The organism is Psychrobium sp. 1_MG-2023, assembly GCF_030689115.1.
GTDB lineage: Bacteria > Pseudomonadota > Gammaproteobacteria > Enterobacterales > Psychrobiaceae > Psychrobium.
Genome location: NZ_JAUYVJ010000013.1, coordinates 25,727 through 44,877, shown reverse-complemented (window position 1 = coordinate 44,877; position 19,151 = coordinate 25,727). Strand labels below are relative to the sequence as shown.

General features: G+C 41.9%; 19 protein-coding genes. 13 read left to right on the top strand and 6 right to left on the bottom strand.

Going from position 1 to position 19,151, the window contains the following annotated elements; all coding sequences use genetic code 11:
- The 4 genes from Q8W26_RS08740 to Q8W26_RS08725 all read left to right on the top strand — a co-directional run bounded on the left by Q8W26_RS08740 (position 1) and on the right by Q8W26_RS08725 (position 3,439).
- A complete protein-coding gene (locus tag Q8W26_RS08740; protein WP_101215208.1) occupies positions 1-510 on the top strand; it encodes a DUF4124 domain-containing protein in 510 nt (169 codons plus the stop codon).
- 195 nt (positions 511-705) lie between these two features.
- Positions 706-1,809 (top strand): phosphoribosylaminoimidazolesuccinocarboxamide synthase, encoded by a 1,104-nt coding sequence (locus Q8W26_RS08735; protein WP_101215209.1) that lies wholly within the window; start codon positions 706-708, stop codon positions 1,807-1,809.
- A gap of 239 nt (positions 1,810-2,048) precedes the next feature.
- Positions 2,049-2,987: a slipin family protein gene (locus Q8W26_RS08730; protein WP_101215210.1), complete on the top strand. Its 939-nt coding sequence runs from the start codon at positions 2,049-2,051 to the stop codon at positions 2,985-2,987.
- A complete protein-coding gene (locus tag Q8W26_RS08725; RefSeq protein ID WP_101215211.1) occupies positions 2,987-3,439 on the top strand; it encodes an NfeD family protein in 453 nt (150 codons plus the stop codon). Before Q8W26_RS08730 ends, Q8W26_RS08725 begins: the two co-directional genes overlap by 1 nt.
- A gap of 112 nt (positions 3,440-3,551) precedes the next feature.
- On the opposite strand, the gene Q8W26_RS08720 is transcribed toward Q8W26_RS08725, so the two are convergent.
- The 4 genes from Q8W26_RS08720 to lpxL all read right to left on the bottom strand — a co-directional run bounded on the left by Q8W26_RS08720 (position 3,552) and on the right by lpxL (position 6,636).
- The gene (locus Q8W26_RS08720) at positions 3,552-3,899 is read right to left on the bottom strand and encodes a hypothetical protein (RefSeq protein ID WP_305473123.1); all 348 of its coding nucleotides are present in this window, start codon (positions 3,897-3,899) and stop codon (positions 3,552-3,554) included.
- A gap of 38 nt (positions 3,900-3,937) precedes the next feature.
- Positions 3,938-4,291, bottom strand: coding sequence for a hypothetical protein (locus tag Q8W26_RS08715; protein WP_305473121.1), 354 nt, complete (start codon positions 4,289-4,291; stop codon positions 3,938-3,940).
- Positions 4,292-4,384: 93 nt separating this feature from the next.
- On the bottom strand, positions 4,385-5,473 hold the full coding sequence (locus Q8W26_RS08710; RefSeq protein WP_305473119.1) for an energy transducer TonB: 1,089 nt from the start codon (positions 5,471-5,473) through the stop codon (positions 4,385-4,387).
- A 239-nt stretch (positions 5,474-5,712) separates the two neighbouring features.
- Positions 5,713-6,636 carry an LpxL/LpxP family Kdo(2)-lipid IV(A) lauroyl/palmitoleoyl acyltransferase gene (gene lpxL / locus Q8W26_RS08705; protein WP_305473117.1) on the bottom strand — a complete coding sequence of 308 codons (924 nt, stop codon included), beginning with the start codon at positions 6,634-6,636 and terminating at the stop codon, positions 5,713-5,715.
- 120 nt (positions 6,637-6,756) lie between these two features.
- On the opposite strand from lpxL, the gene hldE reads away from it, so the two are divergent.
- Positions 6,757-8,184 carry a bifunctional D-glycero-beta-D-manno-heptose-7-phosphate kinase/D-glycero-beta-D-manno-heptose 1-phosphate adenylyltransferase HldE gene (hldE, locus tag Q8W26_RS08700; protein ID WP_101215215.1) on the top strand — a complete coding sequence of 476 codons (1,428 nt, stop codon included), beginning with the start codon at positions 6,757-6,759 and terminating at the stop codon, positions 8,182-8,184.
- 123 nt (positions 8,185-8,307) lie between these two features.
- Here hldE and tolC read toward each other — a convergent pair whose 3' ends face one another.
- Positions 8,308-9,669 carry an outer membrane channel protein TolC gene (gene tolC, locus Q8W26_RS08695; protein ID WP_101215216.1) on the bottom strand — a complete coding sequence of 454 codons (1,362 nt, stop codon included), beginning with the start codon at positions 9,667-9,669 and terminating at the stop codon, positions 8,308-8,310.
- A gap of 282 nt (positions 9,670-9,951) precedes the next feature.
- Here tolC and Q8W26_RS08690 point away from each other — a divergent pair, with 282 nt between their 5' ends.
- From Q8W26_RS08690 to Q8W26_RS08655, 8 genes are all read left to right on the top strand, one after another.
- Entirely contained in the window at positions 9,952-10,593 is a 642-nt protein-coding gene (locus tag Q8W26_RS08690) for an NUDIX domain-containing protein (protein WP_101215217.1), read from the top strand.
- Positions 10,593-11,057, top strand: a complete 465-nt coding sequence (locus tag Q8W26_RS08685; RefSeq protein ID WP_305473112.1) for a DUF1249 domain-containing protein — start codon at positions 10,593-10,595, stop codon at positions 11,055-11,057. Before Q8W26_RS08690 ends, Q8W26_RS08685 begins: the two co-directional genes overlap by 1 nt.
- A complete protein-coding gene (gene cpdA / locus Q8W26_RS08680; RefSeq protein ID WP_101215219.1) occupies positions 11,054-11,863 on the top strand; it encodes a 3',5'-cyclic-AMP phosphodiesterase in 810 nt (269 codons plus the stop codon). The genes Q8W26_RS08685 and cpdA overlap by 4 nt, the downstream gene beginning before the upstream one ends.
- A gap of 80 nt (positions 11,864-11,943) precedes the next feature.
- Entirely contained in the window at positions 11,944-12,552 is a 609-nt protein-coding gene (locus tag Q8W26_RS08675) for a YqiA/YcfP family alpha/beta fold hydrolase (RefSeq protein WP_305473110.1), read from the top strand.
- Positions 12,553-12,627: 75 nt separating this feature from the next.
- Complete coding sequence (parE, locus tag Q8W26_RS08670) at positions 12,628-14,541, top strand: DNA topoisomerase IV subunit B (protein ID WP_101215221.1); 1,914 nt, start codon at positions 12,628-12,630, stop codon at positions 14,539-14,541.
- A gap of 9 nt (positions 14,542-14,550) precedes the next feature.
- Positions 14,551-16,860, top strand: coding sequence for a DNA topoisomerase IV subunit A (parC, locus tag Q8W26_RS08665; RefSeq protein WP_101215222.1), 2,310 nt, complete (start codon positions 14,551-14,553; stop codon positions 16,858-16,860).
- A gap of 7 nt (positions 16,861-16,867) precedes the next feature.
- Complete coding sequence (locus Q8W26_RS08660) at positions 16,868-17,098, top strand: DUF3565 domain-containing protein (RefSeq protein WP_101215223.1); 231 nt, start codon at positions 16,868-16,870, stop codon at positions 17,096-17,098.
- Positions 17,088-17,402: a hypothetical protein gene (locus tag Q8W26_RS08655; protein ID WP_305473106.1), complete on the top strand. Its 315-nt coding sequence runs from the start codon at positions 17,088-17,090 to the stop codon at positions 17,400-17,402. The genes Q8W26_RS08660 and Q8W26_RS08655 overlap by 11 nt, the downstream gene beginning before the upstream one ends.
- Before the next feature lie 144 nt (positions 17,403-17,546).
- Here the strand turns inward: Q8W26_RS08655 and Q8W26_RS08650 are convergent, their stop codons facing one another.
- The gene (locus Q8W26_RS08650; protein WP_101215225.1) at positions 17,547-19,148 is read right to left on the bottom strand and encodes an ATP-binding protein; all 1,602 of its coding nucleotides are present in this window, start codon (positions 19,146-19,148) and stop codon (positions 17,547-17,549) included.
- Positions 19,149-19,151 lie beyond the last annotated feature (3 nt).

Genomic DNA, 19,151 nt, shown 5'->3' with positions numbered 1-19,151 from the left:
ATGTTAAATCGGTTAGTTTATTTTATTGTTATGATCAGCTTATTAGCCGCCTCTGGGTTATTTATTATTAAGCAACCCAACGGTGAACCTTGGTTATCATGGTCTGATTTTACGCCAGATAAAGAGACATTAGCTAACAACCGTCTGTTTAATAAAGCTGAGCAATTGACCGATACAGCATTGACTCATGTTGAGTCGTTAGTTGCTGCGCCAAAGGGTAAGACGCAACACGTGTACCGCTGGCAAGATGGGCAAGGGCAGTGGCATTATTCTGATAAGCCTCACTCAAACAGTGAGTTGGTTACTTATGACTCTGATGCGATCACAAGGTTGCCAAAGCTTGAACCGCCAATGAGTCAGCAACACGTTGAGAAACCCCATGATTTAGTTAATGAGAATCGGGCATTTATCACTTCGCCAAGTCAGGCGCTACATGATGCAAAACAAGTTCAGCAGTTAATGGATCGGAGACAGCTGCAGCTTGAACAGAAAATTAAGCAATCGCAATAAGCTACTGCATTAAGTTAGCGTTTGCATTTAGCGACAAAATTGTACGTGATTCAGATCACATTCGTTGGCAGGGTAAGGCATTTCTGCTATTATCCTGTGCAACTTTAGCGGGGCTAACATCCGCTATCTAATCGTTATATATTTTGTTTAATTCCTATTCAAATCGTTGAATAATTCAATACAGGACAACACTCAATGAGTCTTGCAGATAAAGTATTGGCAGTGAATGATGATCTGCCTATTCGCACCAACGTCCCTGTTCACAGTGGTAAAGTTCGTTCAGTATACTGGCTGACCGCTGAAGATAGTGCGCGTTTAATCAAAGAGAAAGGCTATGATGTTGCCGCAGATGCACCACTAGCGATTATGGTTATTAGTGACCGTATTTCAGCATTTGATTGTATTTGGCGTGGCGAAGGTGGAATGAATGGTGTGCCGGGTAAAGGTGCAGCACTCAATGCGATTTCAAATCACTGGTTTAAGTTATTTAAAGAAAATGGGCTAGCAGATAGCCATATTCTTGATATCCCGCACCCATTTGTATGGATTGTACAAAAAGCTCGTCCAGTTATGATTGAAGCAATTTGTCGTCAATATATTACTGGTTCGATGTGGCGTGCTTACGAAAAAGGTGAACGAGAGTTTTGTGGTATTAATTTAGTTGATGGCTTAACGAAAGATCAAAAATTACCCGAGTTACTGATCACACCTTCGACTAAAGGTATTTTAACCGGTATTCCGGGTGTACCTGAAGTCGATGATGTCAATATAACTCGTGCTGATATTGAAAACAGCTACCAAGCGTTTAACTTTACCAAACAAGATGATATCCCTCGCTATGAAGAGCTATTAAAGCAAGGCTTTAACTTAATCAGTGGTGAATTGGAAAAAGTGGGCCAAGTATTTGTCGATACCAAATTTGAATTTGGCTATGTAACAGATGGCAGTGGTCAAGAAAAGCTAATTTATATGGATGAAGTCGGTACTCCAGACTCATCGCGTATTTGGGATGAAAGTCAGTACAGCGCTGGTAACATCGTCGAAAACTCTAAAGAAGGCTTCCGCCAATTATTACTCAATCATTTCCCTGATCCAGATATTTTGTTAAACAAAGATCGTATGGATGAGCGTTTTGCATTAGCACGTGATAACGAACTACCTGAAAGTGTGTTAATGGATGTGTCAAAAACGTATATTGACATTGCTGAGCGTGTGACTGGGCAGAAGATTGTGTTATCGGATAACCCGAAAGCTGAGATCATCGAGGTATTACGCAACGAGTATCAATTGGTTGATTAGTTAAACCGATAAAAGAAGCCACCTTGCTGTACTTTATCAGCAAGCAGAGCGAGAGATCGGTGCGAGAGAAAAACCAATTGCAAATTGCGATTGGTTTTTTTTTGCGTATTACACTTTGACATATTATGTCTTGATGGGTTAATGTTTAAACACGTTGTGTGTCATTAGTCATAACATGCAAGGATATTTAAGCGTCTAGTCATAACGTTTACTCAACTGAGATTTAATTAAGGAAAATTATGGATACTTTACTTTCAAACCTATTTACCGCTGAGGTATTTCTATTTATCTTGGTGGTGGTCATTTTAAAATCATCGATTATTTTTGTACCGCAAAATCGTGCTTACATGATTGAACGCTTCGGTAAATTCCAATCTACTCGTGAAGCGGGTCTCAACTTTATTATCCCTTTTATCGATCGTATTGCCGCCGATCGTTCGCTTAAAGAGCAAGCGATCGATGTACCTAGCCAGAGTGCTATTACTCGTGACAATATTTCTTTAACCGTTGACGGAGTACTTTATTTCCGTGTACTTGATCCTTATAAGGCGACTTATGGTGTTGATGATTACATCTTTGCCGTAACCCAACTGTCTCAAACAACGATGCGTAGTGAATTAGGTAAAATGGAGCTGGATAAAACCTTTGAAGAGCGTGACCAACTCAATGCTCATATTGTTGCTTCTATTAATGAAGCGTCATCGCCATGGGGAATCCAAGTATTGCGTTATGAAATTAAAGACATTGTGCCACCTAATACCGTGATGGAAGCGATGGAAGCTCAAATGAAAGCTGAGCGGGTTAAACGCGCACAAATTCTTGAGTCCGAGGGTGATCGTCAATCAGCTATTAATGTTGCTGAAGGTCAAAAACGTTCAGTGGTGTTAAAAGCTGAAGCAGAAAAAGAAGAGCAGGTGTTACAAGCCCAAGGTGAGGCACAAGCGATTCTGGCAGTTGCTCAGGCGCGTGCAGAAGCAATTACCCGTGTTGGTGAAGCAGCCAACACACCTGATGGTCAAAAAGCAATTCAGCTTGATTTGGCATCTCAAGCTATTACCGCCAAAGCCGCAATTGCTAAAGAGTCGTCAGTGGTGTTACTGCCTGACTCAGGGACAGATGCGGCATCACTTGTTGCGCAGGCTACAACCATCATGAGTACCTTGAATAAGGAGAGATAATGGACTATTTAATCGAACATTTAGCTCAATCATTAATCGTTATCGGGCTGTTACTTTTAGCCATTGAAGTGTTGGTGTTAGGCTTCTCAACCTTCTTTTTATTATTTATTGGTGTGGGGGCAATCATTACTGGCGGCTTGATTATAGTCGGAATTGTGCCAAGTGAATTAGTGTTTGCTTGTTTTAGCGTCGCTGTCATTTCCGCTTTAGTCGCCATCTTCAGTTGGCGGCCCCTTAAAGCGATGCAAAGTCATGTCGAGGTATCAAAGCCCACGAGTGACATGATTGGCAATCGGTTTATTTTATCGCAACAACTTATTGCAGGGCAGTACGCTGCACAAAAATACTCAGGGGTTGAGTGGCAGGTAACAGCAACGACATCGATCGATAAAGGAGCTGAGGTTGAGATTGTCTCGGTAGATGTTGGAAAAATGGTGGTGAAAACAGCATAAAATATTGCATGGCTGTGGCCTTACTACTAACGACTCAAGCTAAGCTGATTTAGCTTGAGTCGTTTTTTAGTTTATGAGCGCTTGCACCCGTCGATTATTATTCGTGTCGACCCTAACCTTTATTTTCATCACGACTATTTTTGTATAACCCCATCAGGCGCTGTACTAAATAACAGCACAGGATCACGACTAAGATGATTGGGTAGTAATAGAGTGAGCTTAGTAAGCCAGCGTAAAATGGGGGGAATAACTCGGTTGAAGCACTGATGCTATTGCTAAATAACATCACAGTATCGATTAAAAGTTTCGTCACAGGACTCATGAAGACAAGCAGCATGTGAATTAACACTGCTTGTGTAAGCGATTTATTCTGCTGTAGCGCTTGTCTGAATAAGTGATAACTGACGTAGCCATAAACCAAACTCATTACGACTAAGCTTCGCTCAAACTCAAATGGCATAAAGCCTCCTTAAAATACACATGGTCATAGGCTTAATACTATTTAAGCCCAGAACTCTGATTCGAATGACGCTTATTTTTTAGGTTTTTTAACGATCGGTATATACGTTCAGTTAAATAAATCAGCAGTAAAGAGCCAAAAAAGATGGGGTAATGGAAATATCGATTGATGAGCTCGTCAACCATAGCTTGATTGATTAAGCCCAGTTGGAACCAATCTGCGATAAAATAAATAAAGGGAAATCCAAATATGATTGATAAATGAGTCAGCCCCCCGATATCAGGTACTTCAAGCAGCTTCTTTGCTTTCATTTCTTTTTTTGACCGTTGATCATAAGTGAAAGCAAACAGCATTAATAACATGGCAAGTGTGGAATCGAATTCGAATGGCAAAATAATTTCCTTAATTGAATAGACAAGCGTTTTTATAGCGAATAGATAACCCCTAATAAAAACGTTAAACTCTTAGGTGATAATTAGTTAGCTTTAACTCGTCTCAAAAGATATTTTCACTCGGCTTGTAGCGGCAACAGGTTTGCCATTTTCAAACTTTGGTGCATAACGCCAGCGTTTAACCGCAGCGATAGAAGCTTTATCAAAACGACTGTTACCACCAGACTCTGTCACTATTGGGTTTTTAACCATGCCTGACTCTGTGATAGTGAACTTGATAATCGTATAGCTAGCTCCTCTTGTAACGATCTTTTTAGATAAACGAGGCTTAGTTCTAAATAAAGGCGTTTGCTCCTGTGCATCACTCCAAGGCTTCATTGCACCAATGGCAATGCAATGCTCGGTTGCTTTATCCGTTTCCCCTTTACTTTCGAGCATTTGGATTAGAAATGCTCGAGTCATGAGCTCATAAGGGTGGGTTGGGCCTTCTAATGTTTCAAAGATTGGTAGGTTAGACTCAAAGTAAGAAATGGCTTTAGATTTTCGGTTGCGTGTTTGGTAGTACTTACCTGCATGGAAGTTAGCACGAATTACTCGGGTATCGTTCGGCTGTAAATGTTCTTGAAATACTTCTAAGGCCGATAAAATCATTTTGCTGTCTTTTGGACGAACATGCAGGAGCTTTATGCCTACTTCCAGCTGTATTTGAGCATAATAAACAGGGCTTTCTTTTTTATAGTTTTTGGCGACTTTTACCGCTTTTCGAAAATATGAGACTTTCTTTTTTCTTTCTTCCCACGGCATAGAGTCAGCTAGCTCGAAATACAGTGCGACCCATTCTTTGGCATCTGCCGGGTACTCATTCTCATAAATAGCTAGGATTGGCAGTAATACTTCATTCGCCTGTGCGAACTGTTCTTTTGAATTATAAACGGCACCTAAATTAATGGCTAAGTTGGCGTAGTCAGTCCCTGTTTTGTTATAAATCTTGCCACCGAGTTCATAAGCCTCTTTAGCAAACTTAATTTGTTGTTCGGCGCTATCTGAGGCGATTGCCTTTTTATAATTTTGATAGGCAACATCGAACTGTGGTTTTAAGTCATGGGTACTTTTGGCATAAGCGGTAGCAGGTAAGAGGCATGTGAGCGACAATGCAGCAGCGATTATTGATTTACGAATCATTAGTTCATCCTTGAATTATTCAGCAGGGAGCTAACATACTGGTAAATATTTAACAAATCAACAATTTGTTTACAAGGTGTTAACTGTTGGTACTTTATTTATACAAAAGTAACTGAAGTAAAGGACAGTGAAATCAACACTAAAATTAAGGTTTTTGATTAATGATAAAGCGGGTAAGGCGACTCACCATGTTAATGGTGAGAAAACGCTCTGCGTTAGCAGAGCGTCAGCAAAAAGGGTTAACGATACAGTGAAGGGTCACTTTTATTCGGGCGAGTTTTAAAGCGGCGATGTAGCCACATGTATTGATCTGGGGCTTTCATAATGCCTTGCTCAACAATCTTATTGGAGTAGATAGCATCTTGCTCATCATCGCCACTCGGGAAGTTGTCTAGTGGCGCCTCTAGTGAGATATGATAGCCACTGCCGTCATCTTTGCGAACAATAACGTAAGGTAGTACGACCGAGTCAGAGTTTTTGGTTAAGATTGAGGCTCCTACTACGGTTGCAGCCGTATCAACGGCAAAAAATGGCACAAACACTGCCTTACTGCGACCAAAATCTTGATCCGAAGTGTACCAGACAGATTCGCCATCATTGAGTGCTGAAATCATTGCGCGGATATTACGCTTAGTGATTAATTTGGCTGAGCGCATGCGGCCACACACTTGCAGGTATTCCATCACTGGGTTGTTGTGAGGGCGATATACTCCCGTTAGCTGGGCTTTTGATGAGAATAAACGTCCACCAATTTCTAGACAAAAACTATGTAGTGCAAATAATAAAACGCCTTTGCCTTGTTTTTGCGCCGCTTCGATGTGCTCCAAGCCAGTAAATGTCACTAAATTATTGATGCGCCACTGTGGCCACCACCAAGCCATACCTGTTTCAAATAGCGCGATACCGACTGACTTGGCATGGCCTTCGAGGATCTGGTCACGTTCACTTTGGCTTTTCTCTGGAAAGCATAATTCGAGATTGCGCACCGCTGTTTTTGCACGCTTTTTAAGTAAGCGCATTAATAAAGTACCGATAGCACCACCGAGTTTAATCAGTGTACGATAAGGCAGTAGGGTAATGGTTAGCCATAATAAAGCGATACCAAACCATAATAGCCAATAGCGGGGATGGAGAAAACTCATCTCAAAAGGAGGCTTTTGCAAAATTAAATCCTAAACATTTCTTTATTAGATGAATATTGTAGCCGATATCACCTTTGGATGTCTCGGCAAAAAGCGCTTTAACATGATACAATTTATTGAAATTTTCAAAGGAATTATAAAATGACTCTAGCCTTGCCACCATTTGAACAAGCCAACGTATTAGTTTTAGGCGATCTGATGCTCGATCGCTATTGGCATGGGCCTACTGGGCGTATCTCACCTGAGGCCCCGGTTCCTGTGGTTAAGGTTGAACAGATTGAAGACAGACCTGGTGGCGCTGCTAACGTTGCATTAAATATTGCTGCACTGGGTAGTCAATGTACCATTATTGGGATCACCGGCGACGATGAAGCGGGGTCTATTTTAACCGAGCAAATGAAAGCCTTATCGGTCAAGCCAGATTTTTATCAACAATCTGACATTCCAACGATTACTAAATTGCGTGTTATTAGCCGTAATCAACAGTTAATTCGTTTGGATTTTGAAGAAGACGCTGCACAAGTACAACATGCCCCTTTATTAGATAAACTTGCAGCGGGTTTAAGTAACGCCAATGTGGTTATCTTATCTGATTATGCCAAAGGAGCGTTACACGAGGTTGAGTCAATGATTGCTCTGTGTAAGACCCAGCAAACCCCTGTGTTTATTGATCCGAAAGGAACTGATTTTAGCCAATATCGTGGAGCCACGCTCTTAACACCGAATATGAGTGAATTTGAAGCGGTCGTCGGTCAATGTCACAGTGAAGCTGAAATTGTCGAAAAGGGTCAAGCTCTGATGGAACGCTTGGATTTACAAGCGTTGTTAGTCACTCGTTCAGAACACGGGATGACACTGTTACGTAAGGATCAACAAGAATTACACTTTCCAGCAATGGCGCGTGAAGTTTACGATGTCACTGGTGCCGGCGATACTGTTATCTCTGTGCTAGCGAGTAGTGTTGCTGCTGGTGCCGATATTGAAACTGCTTGTGCATTAGCGAATATTGGTGCTGGTGTTGTCGTTGGTAAACTTGGCACTTCAACGGTAAGTACCATCGAGTTAGCCAACGAGCTATCGAAAACTCACCCTGAAGTCGGTTTTGGCGTGATTTCAGAGCAGCAATTAAAAATCGCAGTTGCAGCAGCACAGGCGCGAGGGGAGAAAGTCGTTCTAACGAATGGTTGTTTCGATATTCTACATGCCGGTCACGTGTCTTATCTTGGCCATGCTGGTGGACTTGGCGATCGTTTAATTGTCGCGGTGAATGATGATGCGTCGGTCAAACGCTTAAAAGGTGAAGGTCGCCCAGTGAACCCAACCGATCGCCGTATGGCTGTGTTAGCTGGTCTTGGTGCCGTTGATTGGGTTGTGCCTTTTAGTGAAGACACACCGCAGCGTTTGATCAGCGAGATTTTACCAAATCTACTGGTAAAGGGCGGCGATTATAAGGTTGAAGAGATTGCTGGTGGTGAAGAGGTCTTGGCTAACGGTGGTGAAGTCAAAGTACTTAACTTTGAAGATGGTTGTTCAACCACTAAAATTATCGATGCGATTCGAGGTCATTAAGTTGCTTTCTCGAGGCTCTAAATAGGGCACTTTAAGACGACAATTGATAAACATAAAAAAAGCGCTGCTATTAAAATTTATAGCAGCGCTTTTTGTTGAGCGACCCAAGGTTACTGAGTTAGATTACTCTTTTTCAGTCGTCGTTGTTTCGGCAGCAATTAAGCCTTTGCTGATCAAGATTAAATCTTGTTCTTTTAACGTACCTGCCGTTTGTTTTAACTGTAATACAGATAAAATGTAGCCATAACGTGCATTAGCAAGTTGCTTCTTAGCGTTATACACCTGACGTGTACTGTTTAGGACGTCAACAATGGTACGAATACCTACCTCAAATCCTGCTTTGGTTGCTTTTAATGCACTATCTGCCGATGTAGCTGCTTGCGAATAGGCATTGATTGATGCAATCGATGCACGAACATCGTTAAAGCTACTACGAATGTTACGTACTACGCTACGGTGATTTTCTTCAAGAGACTGTGCACTAGCAACATAACCTAAACGAGACTGTTCAACTTGTGAACTGATACGGCCACCGTTATAAATAGGCACATTTAGTTGCAAGCCTACAGATGCTGAGCCTTGGTGATTATGCGCGGTGGTTTGTGATAGACCTTCGTTATTGTAGGTATGCGTCATTGATGCTGTGGCACCTAGCGTTGGTAGATGGCCCGACTTTGATAGGTCTATACGTTGCTTTGCAATATCAACGGCGAGGCGTTGATCAAGTAACGTTAAGTTATTTTCCTGTGCTAACTTAACCCAGTCACCTGATGTTGCAGGTTGAGGGATAGCTGGGCTAAACGTGTCAGTGTTTAGCTGGTCTAGGTTCTGGTGCTTCAAACCTGTAATCTCAGTTAGCGACTCAAGAGAGTTTACTAGTGTGTTTTGAGCAAAAATTTCGTTAGCCACTGAGATATCAAACTGTGCTTGCGCTTCATGAACGTCAGTAAAGGCGGTTAAACCTACTTCGTAACGTTGCTTAGTTTGTTCCAGTTGACGCTCGATCGCGCGCTTTTCTGCTTGAACGAATGAGAGGTTATCTTTGGCTTTTAACACATCAAAGTAAGCGTTGGCGACACGTAAAATCAGCCCTTGCTGTGCTGAAGCGAGTTGCGCGTCGCTACGGGATGCATTTTTTTCAGTTAAACTTAAGTTTAACCATGAGCCGTGAGAATATATTTGTTGGGTTAGGCTAACTTGCGCATTACCTCCCCAATGATCACCCCATTCGAAGCCTTTGCCGTCATGAGGGGCATTTGTCGCGCCGTTGCCAATTGAAATTGAACCAGTAATTTGAGGTAGTAGCACCGCTCTTGATTCGGAAATTGCAGCGAAGTTTTGATCTCGTGCAGCTTGGGCTTGTTTGATTTTTGGATCGCCCTGTAATGCTTGCTGATAAATTTGGTGTAAACCATCAGCACTGGCTGTCATTGTGAAAAGGCTAAGGCTAAGTGATAGCATTAGCTTACTTAATTTAACACTCATTTATTGTTCCTAAAGGGTTCTATTTGAGATTATGGGGCTAATTTATGTTTTTTTTGCTTTGTATACCAGCGACTAAGTGTAACAGTTTATTAAACTGTCAATAAAGTAAACTTAATCTTTTAACATGTTTAATAAAATTTAATCTTTGCTTATTATCCCGCTTGATAGTGGTATTGCAGTAAATGTGAAAAATTAGCGTAGAATAAGCTATCATACAATTTACTGAATACCTAAGTTTATCAATTGTTAAGCGGCAATTATTTAGCCAGAGGGAGGCGTTTTATGGGGAAGTTAACCACGTTTAAACGACAAGATGTCGATGTGATTAAGGAAGAAACATTGTGGCAGGGTTATTTTAAGATGCTCAAATTTTCTTTCCGTCACGCCTTGTTCGGTGGGGGACGCAGTCAAACTATCGAACGAGAACTATTTTCTCGGGGCAATGCTGTGGTGGTTATTCCTTACGACCCCGTTACCGATCAACTTATTTTGATAGAACAAATTCGAGTGGGAGCATTTGAGCATCAGATATCTCCTTGGATGGTAGAGCTAGTCGCGGGGATAATTGACGAAGGCGAACAACCACTTGATGTCGCCATTAGGGAAACTAAAGAAGAAACGGGGCTTGATGTGACACGTTGTGAAGCGTTGTTCAGTTATTTATCTAGCCCGGGTGGCACCTCTGAACGAATTGATTTATTTGTGGCTTGTGTCGATAGTAGCAAAGCCGCTGACATTGCTGGTTTAGATAGTGAAGGTGAGGATATTAGGGTTTTTGCGATGCCTGTAGCCGAGGTATTAAGAGCATTAAACGACGGCGAGTTTTTTAATGCTACTACCATTATTGGGTTACAATGGTTAGCACTAAACCACGGATCGTTACGTCAGCGTTGGCTCGATCTAAACAATCAAGAGAGTCGTTAATGCCAAGTAAGTGTTACATCAAGCCGAAGTATCAACCGGATCTATTAGCGTTGCACCGCGCTTGTAGCTTGAACTATTTGTCGTTATTGAAGCTATTGCCCAATTTAGATTGTGGCGGGTATTTCTTTTTCCATCTTGATAATGCTTGCTATCAAATTCATGTGATAGAACAAACGCAGTACACTAGTGTTGTGAGCATTGAAACTATTGCCAATAAAATAAGTTGCGGGGAAAGTGTTAATGAGCTCACACCGCAGATAAAAGTCAGGTTATACCATGATGCGCAAATGGCAGAAGTGTTAGCTAGTCGACAGATCCGCTATTTCAAATCGAGTTATGATTATCCCAATCGTTTGATGCAGCAACCAGACGAGAAATATCAGATCAACAAGTATTTAAGCGAGTGGCTAAAACACTGTTGTAATGATGGTCGCGTTATGCGAATTAATCAGGGAGCCTCATGAGTCAAAACATCCTTAAATTAAATCACAGTAGTCCGCAATTACTCCAGTTTACCGACTTACATCTCTCTGATAAAGAAGCGCTTATGGGGATTAATTGCGATGAAAGTTTTGCTGCGACTAAGGCGTTAGCAACTAAATTTCATCATGTTAACTTAACCTTGCTAACAGGGGATATTTCGCAAGACCATAGCGAAGCATCCTATCAAAAGTGTCGTGAGGTGTTTCGTAACCAAGGCCATCCTGTTGCGTGGATCACCGGTAACCATGATGATCTTAGTATGCAAAATGATATTCTGTCCGATGGGGACATAACGCCTATTAAACGGATAGTCTTTAAACATTGGCAGTTAGTGTTATTAAATTCTCAGTTACCCGGGCAAGTCTGTGGCAACCTTGCTGATGAGCAATTAGCGATGATTGAGTCCGCTGCCAGTGAATACCCAGAGCATCATTTGATGTTAGTAATGCACCATCATCCCGTACTTATGGAGAGTCAGTGGATAGATAACCATCGATTACTTAATAGTGATGAATTATGGCAGGTGATTGCTAAAGTCCCGCAAGTGAAATGCATTATGTTCGGTCATGTTCATCAAGCCGTTGATGTCACTCAATCAGGAGTGCGTGTTTTAGGTTGTCCTTCAACGAGTATTCAGTTTACGCCAAAGCAACAAGAGTTTTCTGTTGATACCGCGCAGCCGGGTTTCCGTCACTTAGAGTTACTGGTGAATGGAAGTGTTAAAACCCAAGTGCATCGTGTCGAAGGCACGCCGTTTATTGCTGATTTTGATCCCGCAGGCTATTAGCCTCATGATTGTAAATTGCGAGCAAATGTTCGCAATTTTTACAATTTCATCTTAAGCTACGCCCTTTTCAAGGTTTTTCTGTGTCAGTTGCTTCCTCGTCCGATAATATTTTAATCTATCTTCACGGCTTTAATAGTGCGCCGCAGTCTTTTAAAGCGCAACAAGTCAAAGGCTTTATCGAACAAACTTACCCGCATGTGGAACTGATGATTCCGCAAATTGCTTTAACTCCTTTAGACGCATGGCGGCAGCTAGAAACTATGCTCAATGACGTTATGACAAGGCGACCTCAGGCGCGCGTTGGTTTTGTTGGTAGCTCATTAGGTGGTTTTTTTGCGACCAAATTAGCTAATCAATTTGGTGGTAAATGTGTTTTAATTAATCCTGCTGTGACTCCGTTTAAATTGATTGAATTATTAATCGGTGAATACACTAATCAGTATACAGGGCATATACAACAGGTCACCATGGCACACGGCGAGGAATTAGAGCTGCTACAATTTGATCAAATTAAATCAATAGAAAACTATTGGGTGCTGTTACAGCAAGGCGATGAAACCCTTGATTACCGATTGGCTGTTGCTGCATACAGTGGCACAAGAGTCACGCTAGAACCCTTAGGCGATCACAGTTTTATTGGCTTTAACCGCTATTTGAATTCAATTGTTGAATTTTTATTTGAAAACTAGCCCTAAGCACTTAAATGATCGAGCAAATTTCGCTACACTGAACAGTTATATATTTTATAATTAAAAGGCGATGTTGTGACTGAACAACAATACAATTCTGATGCGATTGAAGTACTAAACGGGTTAGAGCCAGTAAAGCGCCGTCCAGGTATGTATACCGATACCACTAGACCGAACCACCTTGGTCAAGAAATCATCGATAACAGTGTTGATGAAGCGTTAGCTGGCTTTGCAAGTTCCATTCAGGTGATCCTTCATGAAGATCACTCTCTAGAAGTGATTGATGACGGCCGCGGTATGCCCGTTGATATTCATCCTGAAGAAGGGGTGAGTGGTGTTGAACTAATTCTTTGTAAACTCCATGCTGGCGGCAAATTTTCGGGTAAGAATTATCAGTTCTCTGGTGGTCTACACGGAGTAGGTATCTCAGTTGTTAATGCGCTTTCTTCACGAGTTGAAGTGGTCATTCGCCGTGATGCTAAAGTGTATGAAATTGCCTTTGAGCACGGTGATAAAGTTCAAGAACTTCATGAAACTGGCACCTGTGGTAAACGCAACACTGGTACTCGAGTTCGTTTTTGGCCCGATCCGTCTTATTTTGATTCATTCAAATTTTCCATTTCTCGCCTTAATCATAACCTTCGTTCTAAAGCGGTGTTGTGTCCTGGCCTAAAAATAAAATTTACCAATAAAATCATTAAAGACACTCAAGAGTGGCATTATGAATCCGGTTTACAAGATTACTTATTAGAGACCGTTAAACAATGGCCTTGCCTACCTGAAACGCCTTTTGTTGGCTCAATGAGCAGTCAGTCAGAAGCGGTTGATTGGGCAGTCGTATGGCAACCTGAGGGAGGGGATGCGTTAAGCGAAAGCTACGTAAACTTGATCCCCACCATTCAAGGGGGAACACATGTTAACGGACTCCGGGCCGGTTTACTCGATGCCATGCGCGAGTTTTGTGAATTTAGAAACTTACTGCCCCGTGGTATCAAATTAACACCTGATGATATCTGGGATAAGTGTAGTTACGTTTTATCGGTTAAAATGCAAGACCCAGCATTTGCTGGTCAAACTAAAGAGCGTTTGTCATCGCGCCAATGTTCGGCGTTTGTGTCAGGTGTTGTCAAAGACGCCTTTAGCCTATGGTTAAATCAGCATACGGAGATTGCAGAGCAGTTAGCTGAGTTGTGTATTAATAACGCACAACGTCGCCTCAAAGCGAGCAAAAAAATTGCACGTAAAAAGGTCACTTCAGGACCTGCGTTACCCGGTAAACTCACCGATTGTACAGGGCAAGATCCTGCTCGGGCTGAACTGTTTTTAGTAGAAGGTGATTCGGCTGGTGGTTCAGCTAAACAAGCACGAGATCGAGAATTTCAAGCGGTTATGCCACTGCGTGGTAAAATTTTAAATACGTGGGAAGTTGAATCTACTCAAGTATTGGCCTCTCAAGAAGTTCATGATATCTCCGTTGCTATTGGCCTAGACCCTGATTCAGCAGATTTGTCGGCACTGCGATACGACAAGATATGTATTTTAGCTGATGCTGACTCCGATGGATTACACATTGCAACGCTGCTATGTGCCTTATTCGTTGCCCATTTCAAAACGCTGGTTGAGCAAGGGCATGTTTATGTCGCTATGCCGCCGCTTTATCGAATCGATATTGGTAAAGAGGTTTTTTACGCTCTTGATGAGGACGAGAAGAAAGGCATTTTAGACCGTATTGAAGCGGAGAAAAAACGCGGCAAAGTGAATGTTCAACGATTTAAAGGATTAGGTGAAATGAACCCACTTCAGCTGCGTGAAACAACCATGGATCCTAACACTCGTCGTTTAGTGCAATTAACGTTAGACGATGAGCAACACACTCATGAAATGATGGATATGTTACTGGCGAAGAAGCGTTCTGGCGATCGCCGTACCTGGTTAGAAACTAAAGGCAATTTAGCACAAGTTGTCGATGTAGTAGACGAAGAGAAATAAGGGTTTAACGTGACAGATTCAATTGAAATGAGCCTTGATGGTGTCGAACAGCAGTCGATGGTCAAATTTACCGAAGACGCTTATTTAAACTATTCGATGTATGTAATTATGGATCGCGCCTTGCCCCATATTGGTGATGGTCTAAAGCCGGTGCAGCGACGTATTATTTACGCGATGTCAGAACTTGGCTTAAACGCCTCAGCTAAATATAAAAAGTCGGCACGTACCGTTGGTGATGTATTAGGTAAGTTTCACCCGCACGGTGATAGCGCTTGTTATGAAGCGATGGTACTAATGGCTCAACCGTTTTCTTATCGGTATCCGTTAGTTGATGGTCAAGGTAACTGGGGAGCACCAGATGATCCTAAATCCTTTGCTGCAATGCGTTATACCGAAGCTAAGTTATCCAAATTCAGTGAAGTGATGCTTGGAGAGTTAGGGCAGGGGACTGTTGAGTGGCAGCCAAACTTTGATGGCACCTTAAAAGAGCCTGTGGTGTTACCGGCTCGTTTACCACATATTCTACTTAATGGTATTACGGGTATTGCTGTGGGAATGGCAACGGATATTCCACCACATAATGTCCGTGAAGTGGCCAGTGCCGCCGTGCAGTTATTAGAGCAGCCTAAAACAGAATTAGTAGAGCTCTTAAGTCATGTGCAAGGACCTGACTATCCGACTGAAGCCGAAATCATTACGCCTAAATCTGACATTGAAAAGATTTATAGTACGGGTAAGGGCTCAATTAAAATGCGTGCGGTCTATGAAATCGAAGACGGCGATGTCGTGATCACCGCTTTACCACATCAAGTTTCAGGGGCTAAAATTTTAGAACAAATCGCCGCACAAATGCAGGCGAAAAAGTTACCAATGGTTTCTGATTTACGTGATGAATCTGATCATGAATGCCCGACCCGTTTAGTGATTGTCCCTCGTTCAAACCGTGTAGATATCGACGGTATTATGAATCACTTGTTTGCGACGACTGACCTTGAAAAAAACTATCGAGTTAACCTTAATATTCTGGGTCTAGATAATCGCCCTCGGGTAATGGGTTTAAAAGATATTTTAACGGAGTGGATCACTTACCGTCTTGATACGGTGCGCCGCCGTTTACAACATCGACTTGATAAAATTCTAGCGCGGTTACATATCCTTGATGGTTTACTCATTGCTTTTTTAAATATCGATGAAGTTATTGAGATTATTAGAACTTATGATAATCCTAAAGCGGAATTGATGTCGCGTTTTGGCTTAACCGTAATCCAAGCTGAAGCGATTTTAGAGATTAAACTACGCCAATTGGCGAAACTTGAAGAAATTAAAATTCGCGCTGAGCAAGAAGAGTTAGCATTGGAGCGTGATAAAATTCAGTTGACGCTGTCTTCTGAGCGTCGCATGAAAACCTTGGTTAAAAAAGAAATCATCGCTGATGCTGAGAAGTTTGGTGATGAACGCCGCTCACCGATCATTGAGCGTGGTGAAGCAAAAGCATTGTCAGAAAAAGATTTAGTGCCAAGTGAAGCGGTAACTGTAGTCGTTTCAGAGAAAGGCTGGGCCCGCTGTGCTAAGGGTCATGACATAGAACCACAAAATATGAATTATAAAGCGGGTGATGCTTACCTTTGTTCAGCTAAAGGACGAAGTAATCAGCCTGTGGTATTTATTGATACATCAGGGCGTGCCTACAGTACAGATGCGCATACTTTACCTTCTGCGCGAAGCCAAGGTGAACCCTTGACGGGGCGCTTTACCCTAACTGCTGGTGAGACCGTTGCTCATTCTGTCATGGGGCAAGAAAAACAATTGTATTTGTTAGCAACCGATGGCGGTTATGGCTTTATTGGTTCCTTTGATGACATGCTTAGCAGTAATAAAAAAGGTAAGGCGCTGATAAGCAGACCTAAGGGTAGTGAAGTGATGCCCTTAGTGCCTATTGCAGATGCCGAGCAACAACTATGTTTATCGATATCGAATGAAGGTCGAATGTTAATTTTCCCATTATCTAGCTTGCCAAAACTAGCGAAGGGTAAAGGGAATAAGATCATCAATATTCCGAGTTCACGCGTACAGAGCCGTGAAGAATTTGTTAAGCAAATTGCGGTTATCTATCCAGACAGTGAAGTTACCCTGTTGGCTGGGAAGCGTAAGCTCACGCTAAAAGCGTCAGATTTAGAGCATTATTCCGGTGAACGTGGCCGCCGAGGTAATAAGTTACCGCGAGGGTTACAACGCGTTGATGGTGTAGAGGTTAACTCGCCACAACCCGATAATGTTGATATTGACGGTATTGAAGATGATAGCCCTGTGGAAACTTAATTAATCAATGAAACAAGCCATCGTAGGTTACCACCGAGATGAATTAAACGCCTGGGTGGCTAAATTATCTTGTGGACATAATCAACATGTTAGGCACAACCCCCCTTGGGTTAGTCGGCCTTGGGTCACGTCCTCACAAGGCCGTGACAACATGCTAGGGTATGAACTTAATTGTGTTAAATGCGACGAGAAAGCCCCAAGAGACTGGCACCTGCTAATAGAGAGTAATGATGAGTAAATTAGTAATAACCAAACAACAATTAATTAATGTGATCGTGGCATGGGGTAGTGGCTCAACAAGCACAGAGCAACTACAACATTGGATGCTAGATAACTTTGAGCCAGACGAGGCGGATATTGGCTCGGGTGAAAGTGAATCTGTCGTTGAGGCGATGCATATTGTAATGAATGAATATGAACTGGCGAAAGAGTCGAAGTGTCTTGTTGAGCAATATCAGTTAGCGATTAACTTTATTAACTGTGATGAAACTAATTTCATGCAACGTAAGAGTGATTTTTTGCGTCAAGCTTTTTGCGATTAAGCCTTTCTGAAAATTGTTGGCTCCTGAGTACTAACGGGGGACAGCAATTATCAAGTGTTGGCTCTAGCTGTTGTGGTAGAGCCTAATACAACTTCGATACAACAGCCTACGAACCTCATGACGACTTATAGCTTCTCTCGATAGCTACTTTGGTTGTGCTGGAAAAGTGATAGTTAGACTTAACCCTTCCCCCACTTTACTACTTGCAACAATATGGCCGTGCAATCCTTGGGTTACAAGGTTGTAAACTAAGTGGGCCCCCAAACCGCTTCCCCCTTTATTTCTCGCGGTAGTATAAAAAGGCTCAAAAAGTTGGGTCAGTTCCTCTGCTGGCATACCACAGCCATTGTCTTGATAAATAAGCTCAATATCACCTTGATTTTGTGTCACGCTGATTGTGATCTTGCCACGCGCATTATCTTTAAAGGCGTGTTTGATAGAGTTCATTAACAGGTTTGTGATGATTTGTGACAAAGTGCCTGCATTACAATGTGCTGTAATCGACTGAGCGCAATCGATGCAAATAGTATGCGGCACTTTTTTTAGTTTTGGGCGCAGAGATAATAAAATTTCTTCTAAGTAATTTTTGATGTTTAACTCCCTAACTGCTCCACTGGCTTGGTCAACAGCGATGCGCTTAAAGCTACTAATTAAATCAGCGGCTCGCGATAGGTTAGATAAACTAATATTGGTACCATCGATTGCCTGGGCTAAAAACTGTTGTAAAACTTTTTGGCTTAAGGTGTTATTTTCGTAATGTTCCTGAAGCGCTCGAACTTCTTCGCCAAGGTGGCTAATGGCTGTCACACCAATTCCAACCGGAGTATTGACTTCATGTGCTATACCAGCGACCAAGTTTCCTAATGAAGCCATTTTTTCTTGTTCAACTAACTTCGCTTGATATTGTTCGAGCTCTGAGAGAGTATTTTTTAATTCAATATTTGACTGTTCTAGCTGTTCAGTACGCTCTGCTATTTTATCTTCAAGACCTAGGTTAAGTAACCGAACTTTGTCTTCTGTCGCTAGCTGACGACGGTAGTGGACTTCGATTTCGTTGAGCATATGGTTGAAACTTTGGGTTAACTGGGAGAACTCATCATGACTAGTCTCTCTCACTCGTAAAGTGTAATCCTGTTGAGTCCGTATCGCTTGAGTGGTACTGAGGAGGTTAAATAAAGGTTGCAGCAAGCGGCGTTGAAACTTCAACGAGATTATAAAGCTTATTAATAAGCAGAAGCTTAATGTTATTCCGACCGTAATAGCAACTTTTTGGTGGAAGGCATTTAGTTGATGTAACACTGAGTGCTGAAAAACATAGCCAATGGTGTCGTTGTCCACAGTGATCGGCGCTGTAATATAGTGTGATAAGCCATCAAAGGTTGGAGTTAGATAAACTTCTAGTGCTGAAATTGATGAAAAGTTCGTTCCGTTTTTATAAGATGCTACGGCTGATAATGTACCATTTTCCACACGGTAGACATTGGCTCCAGAGACATAAGGGGATGTTTTTAGCGAGTTTAAAATCTCAACTGCTGCGTCTTTATCATTAAAAGAAATCGCTGGCCCTAGGTTATAAGCTAATAATGATAAATTAGACCGAGCATTATCATTAAGGTTTTGTTTAAAAGTGCTCTCGAGTAAAACACTAAAGGTGATAGCACTGGTTAGTAAACTGATAAACGTTATGCTGAGAATTAACAGTAATAATTTGTTTTTAAATGATAGATTGCGAGTTAATTTCATCATAAC

Bases quoted from the DNA above. Each gene is read 5' to 3' on its own strand.
- Q8W26_RS08740 (WP_101215208.1), top strand. From the start codon at position 1: ATGTTAAATCGGTTAGTTTATTTTATTGTTATGATCAGCTTATTAGCC.
- Q8W26_RS08735 (WP_101215209.1), top strand. From the start codon at position 706: ATGAGTCTTGCAGATAAAGTATTGGCAGTGAATGATGATCTGCCTATT.
- Q8W26_RS08730 (WP_101215210.1), top strand. From the start codon at position 2,049: ATGGATACTTTACTTTCAAACCTATTTACCGCTGAGGTATTTCTATTT.
- Q8W26_RS08725 (WP_101215211.1), top strand. From the start codon at position 2,987: ATGGACTATTTAATCGAACATTTAGCTCAATCATTAATCGTTATCGGG.
- Q8W26_RS08720 (WP_305473123.1), bottom strand. From the start codon at position 3,899: ATGCCATTTGAGTTTGAGCGAAGCTTAGTCGTAATGAGTTTGGTTTAT.
- Q8W26_RS08710 (WP_305473119.1), bottom strand. From the start codon at position 5,473: ATGATTCGTAAATCAATAATCGCTGCTGCATTGTCGCTCACATGCCTC.
- hldE (WP_101215215.1), top strand. From the start codon at position 6,757: ATGACTCTAGCCTTGCCACCATTTGAACAAGCCAACGTATTAGTTTTA.
- tolC (WP_101215216.1), bottom strand. From the start codon at position 9,669: ATGAGTGTTAAATTAAGTAAGCTAATGCTATCACTTAGCCTTAGCCTT.
- Q8W26_RS08690 (WP_101215217.1), top strand. From the start codon at position 9,952: ATGGGGAAGTTAACCACGTTTAAACGACAAGATGTCGATGTGATTAAG.
- Q8W26_RS08685 (WP_305473112.1), top strand. From the start codon at position 10,593: ATGCCAAGTAAGTGTTACATCAAGCCGAAGTATCAACCGGATCTATTA.
- cpdA (WP_101215219.1), top strand. From the start codon at position 11,054: ATGAGTCAAAACATCCTTAAATTAAATCACAGTAGTCCGCAATTACTC.
- Q8W26_RS08660 (WP_101215223.1), top strand. From the start codon at position 16,868: ATGAAACAAGCCATCGTAGGTTACCACCGAGATGAATTAAACGCCTGG.
- Q8W26_RS08655 (WP_305473106.1), top strand. From the start codon at position 17,088: ATGATGAGTAAATTAGTAATAACCAAACAACAATTAATTAATGTGATC.
- Q8W26_RS08650 (WP_101215225.1), bottom strand. From the start codon at position 19,148: ATGATGAAATTAACTCGCAATCTATCATTTAAAAACAAATTATTACTG.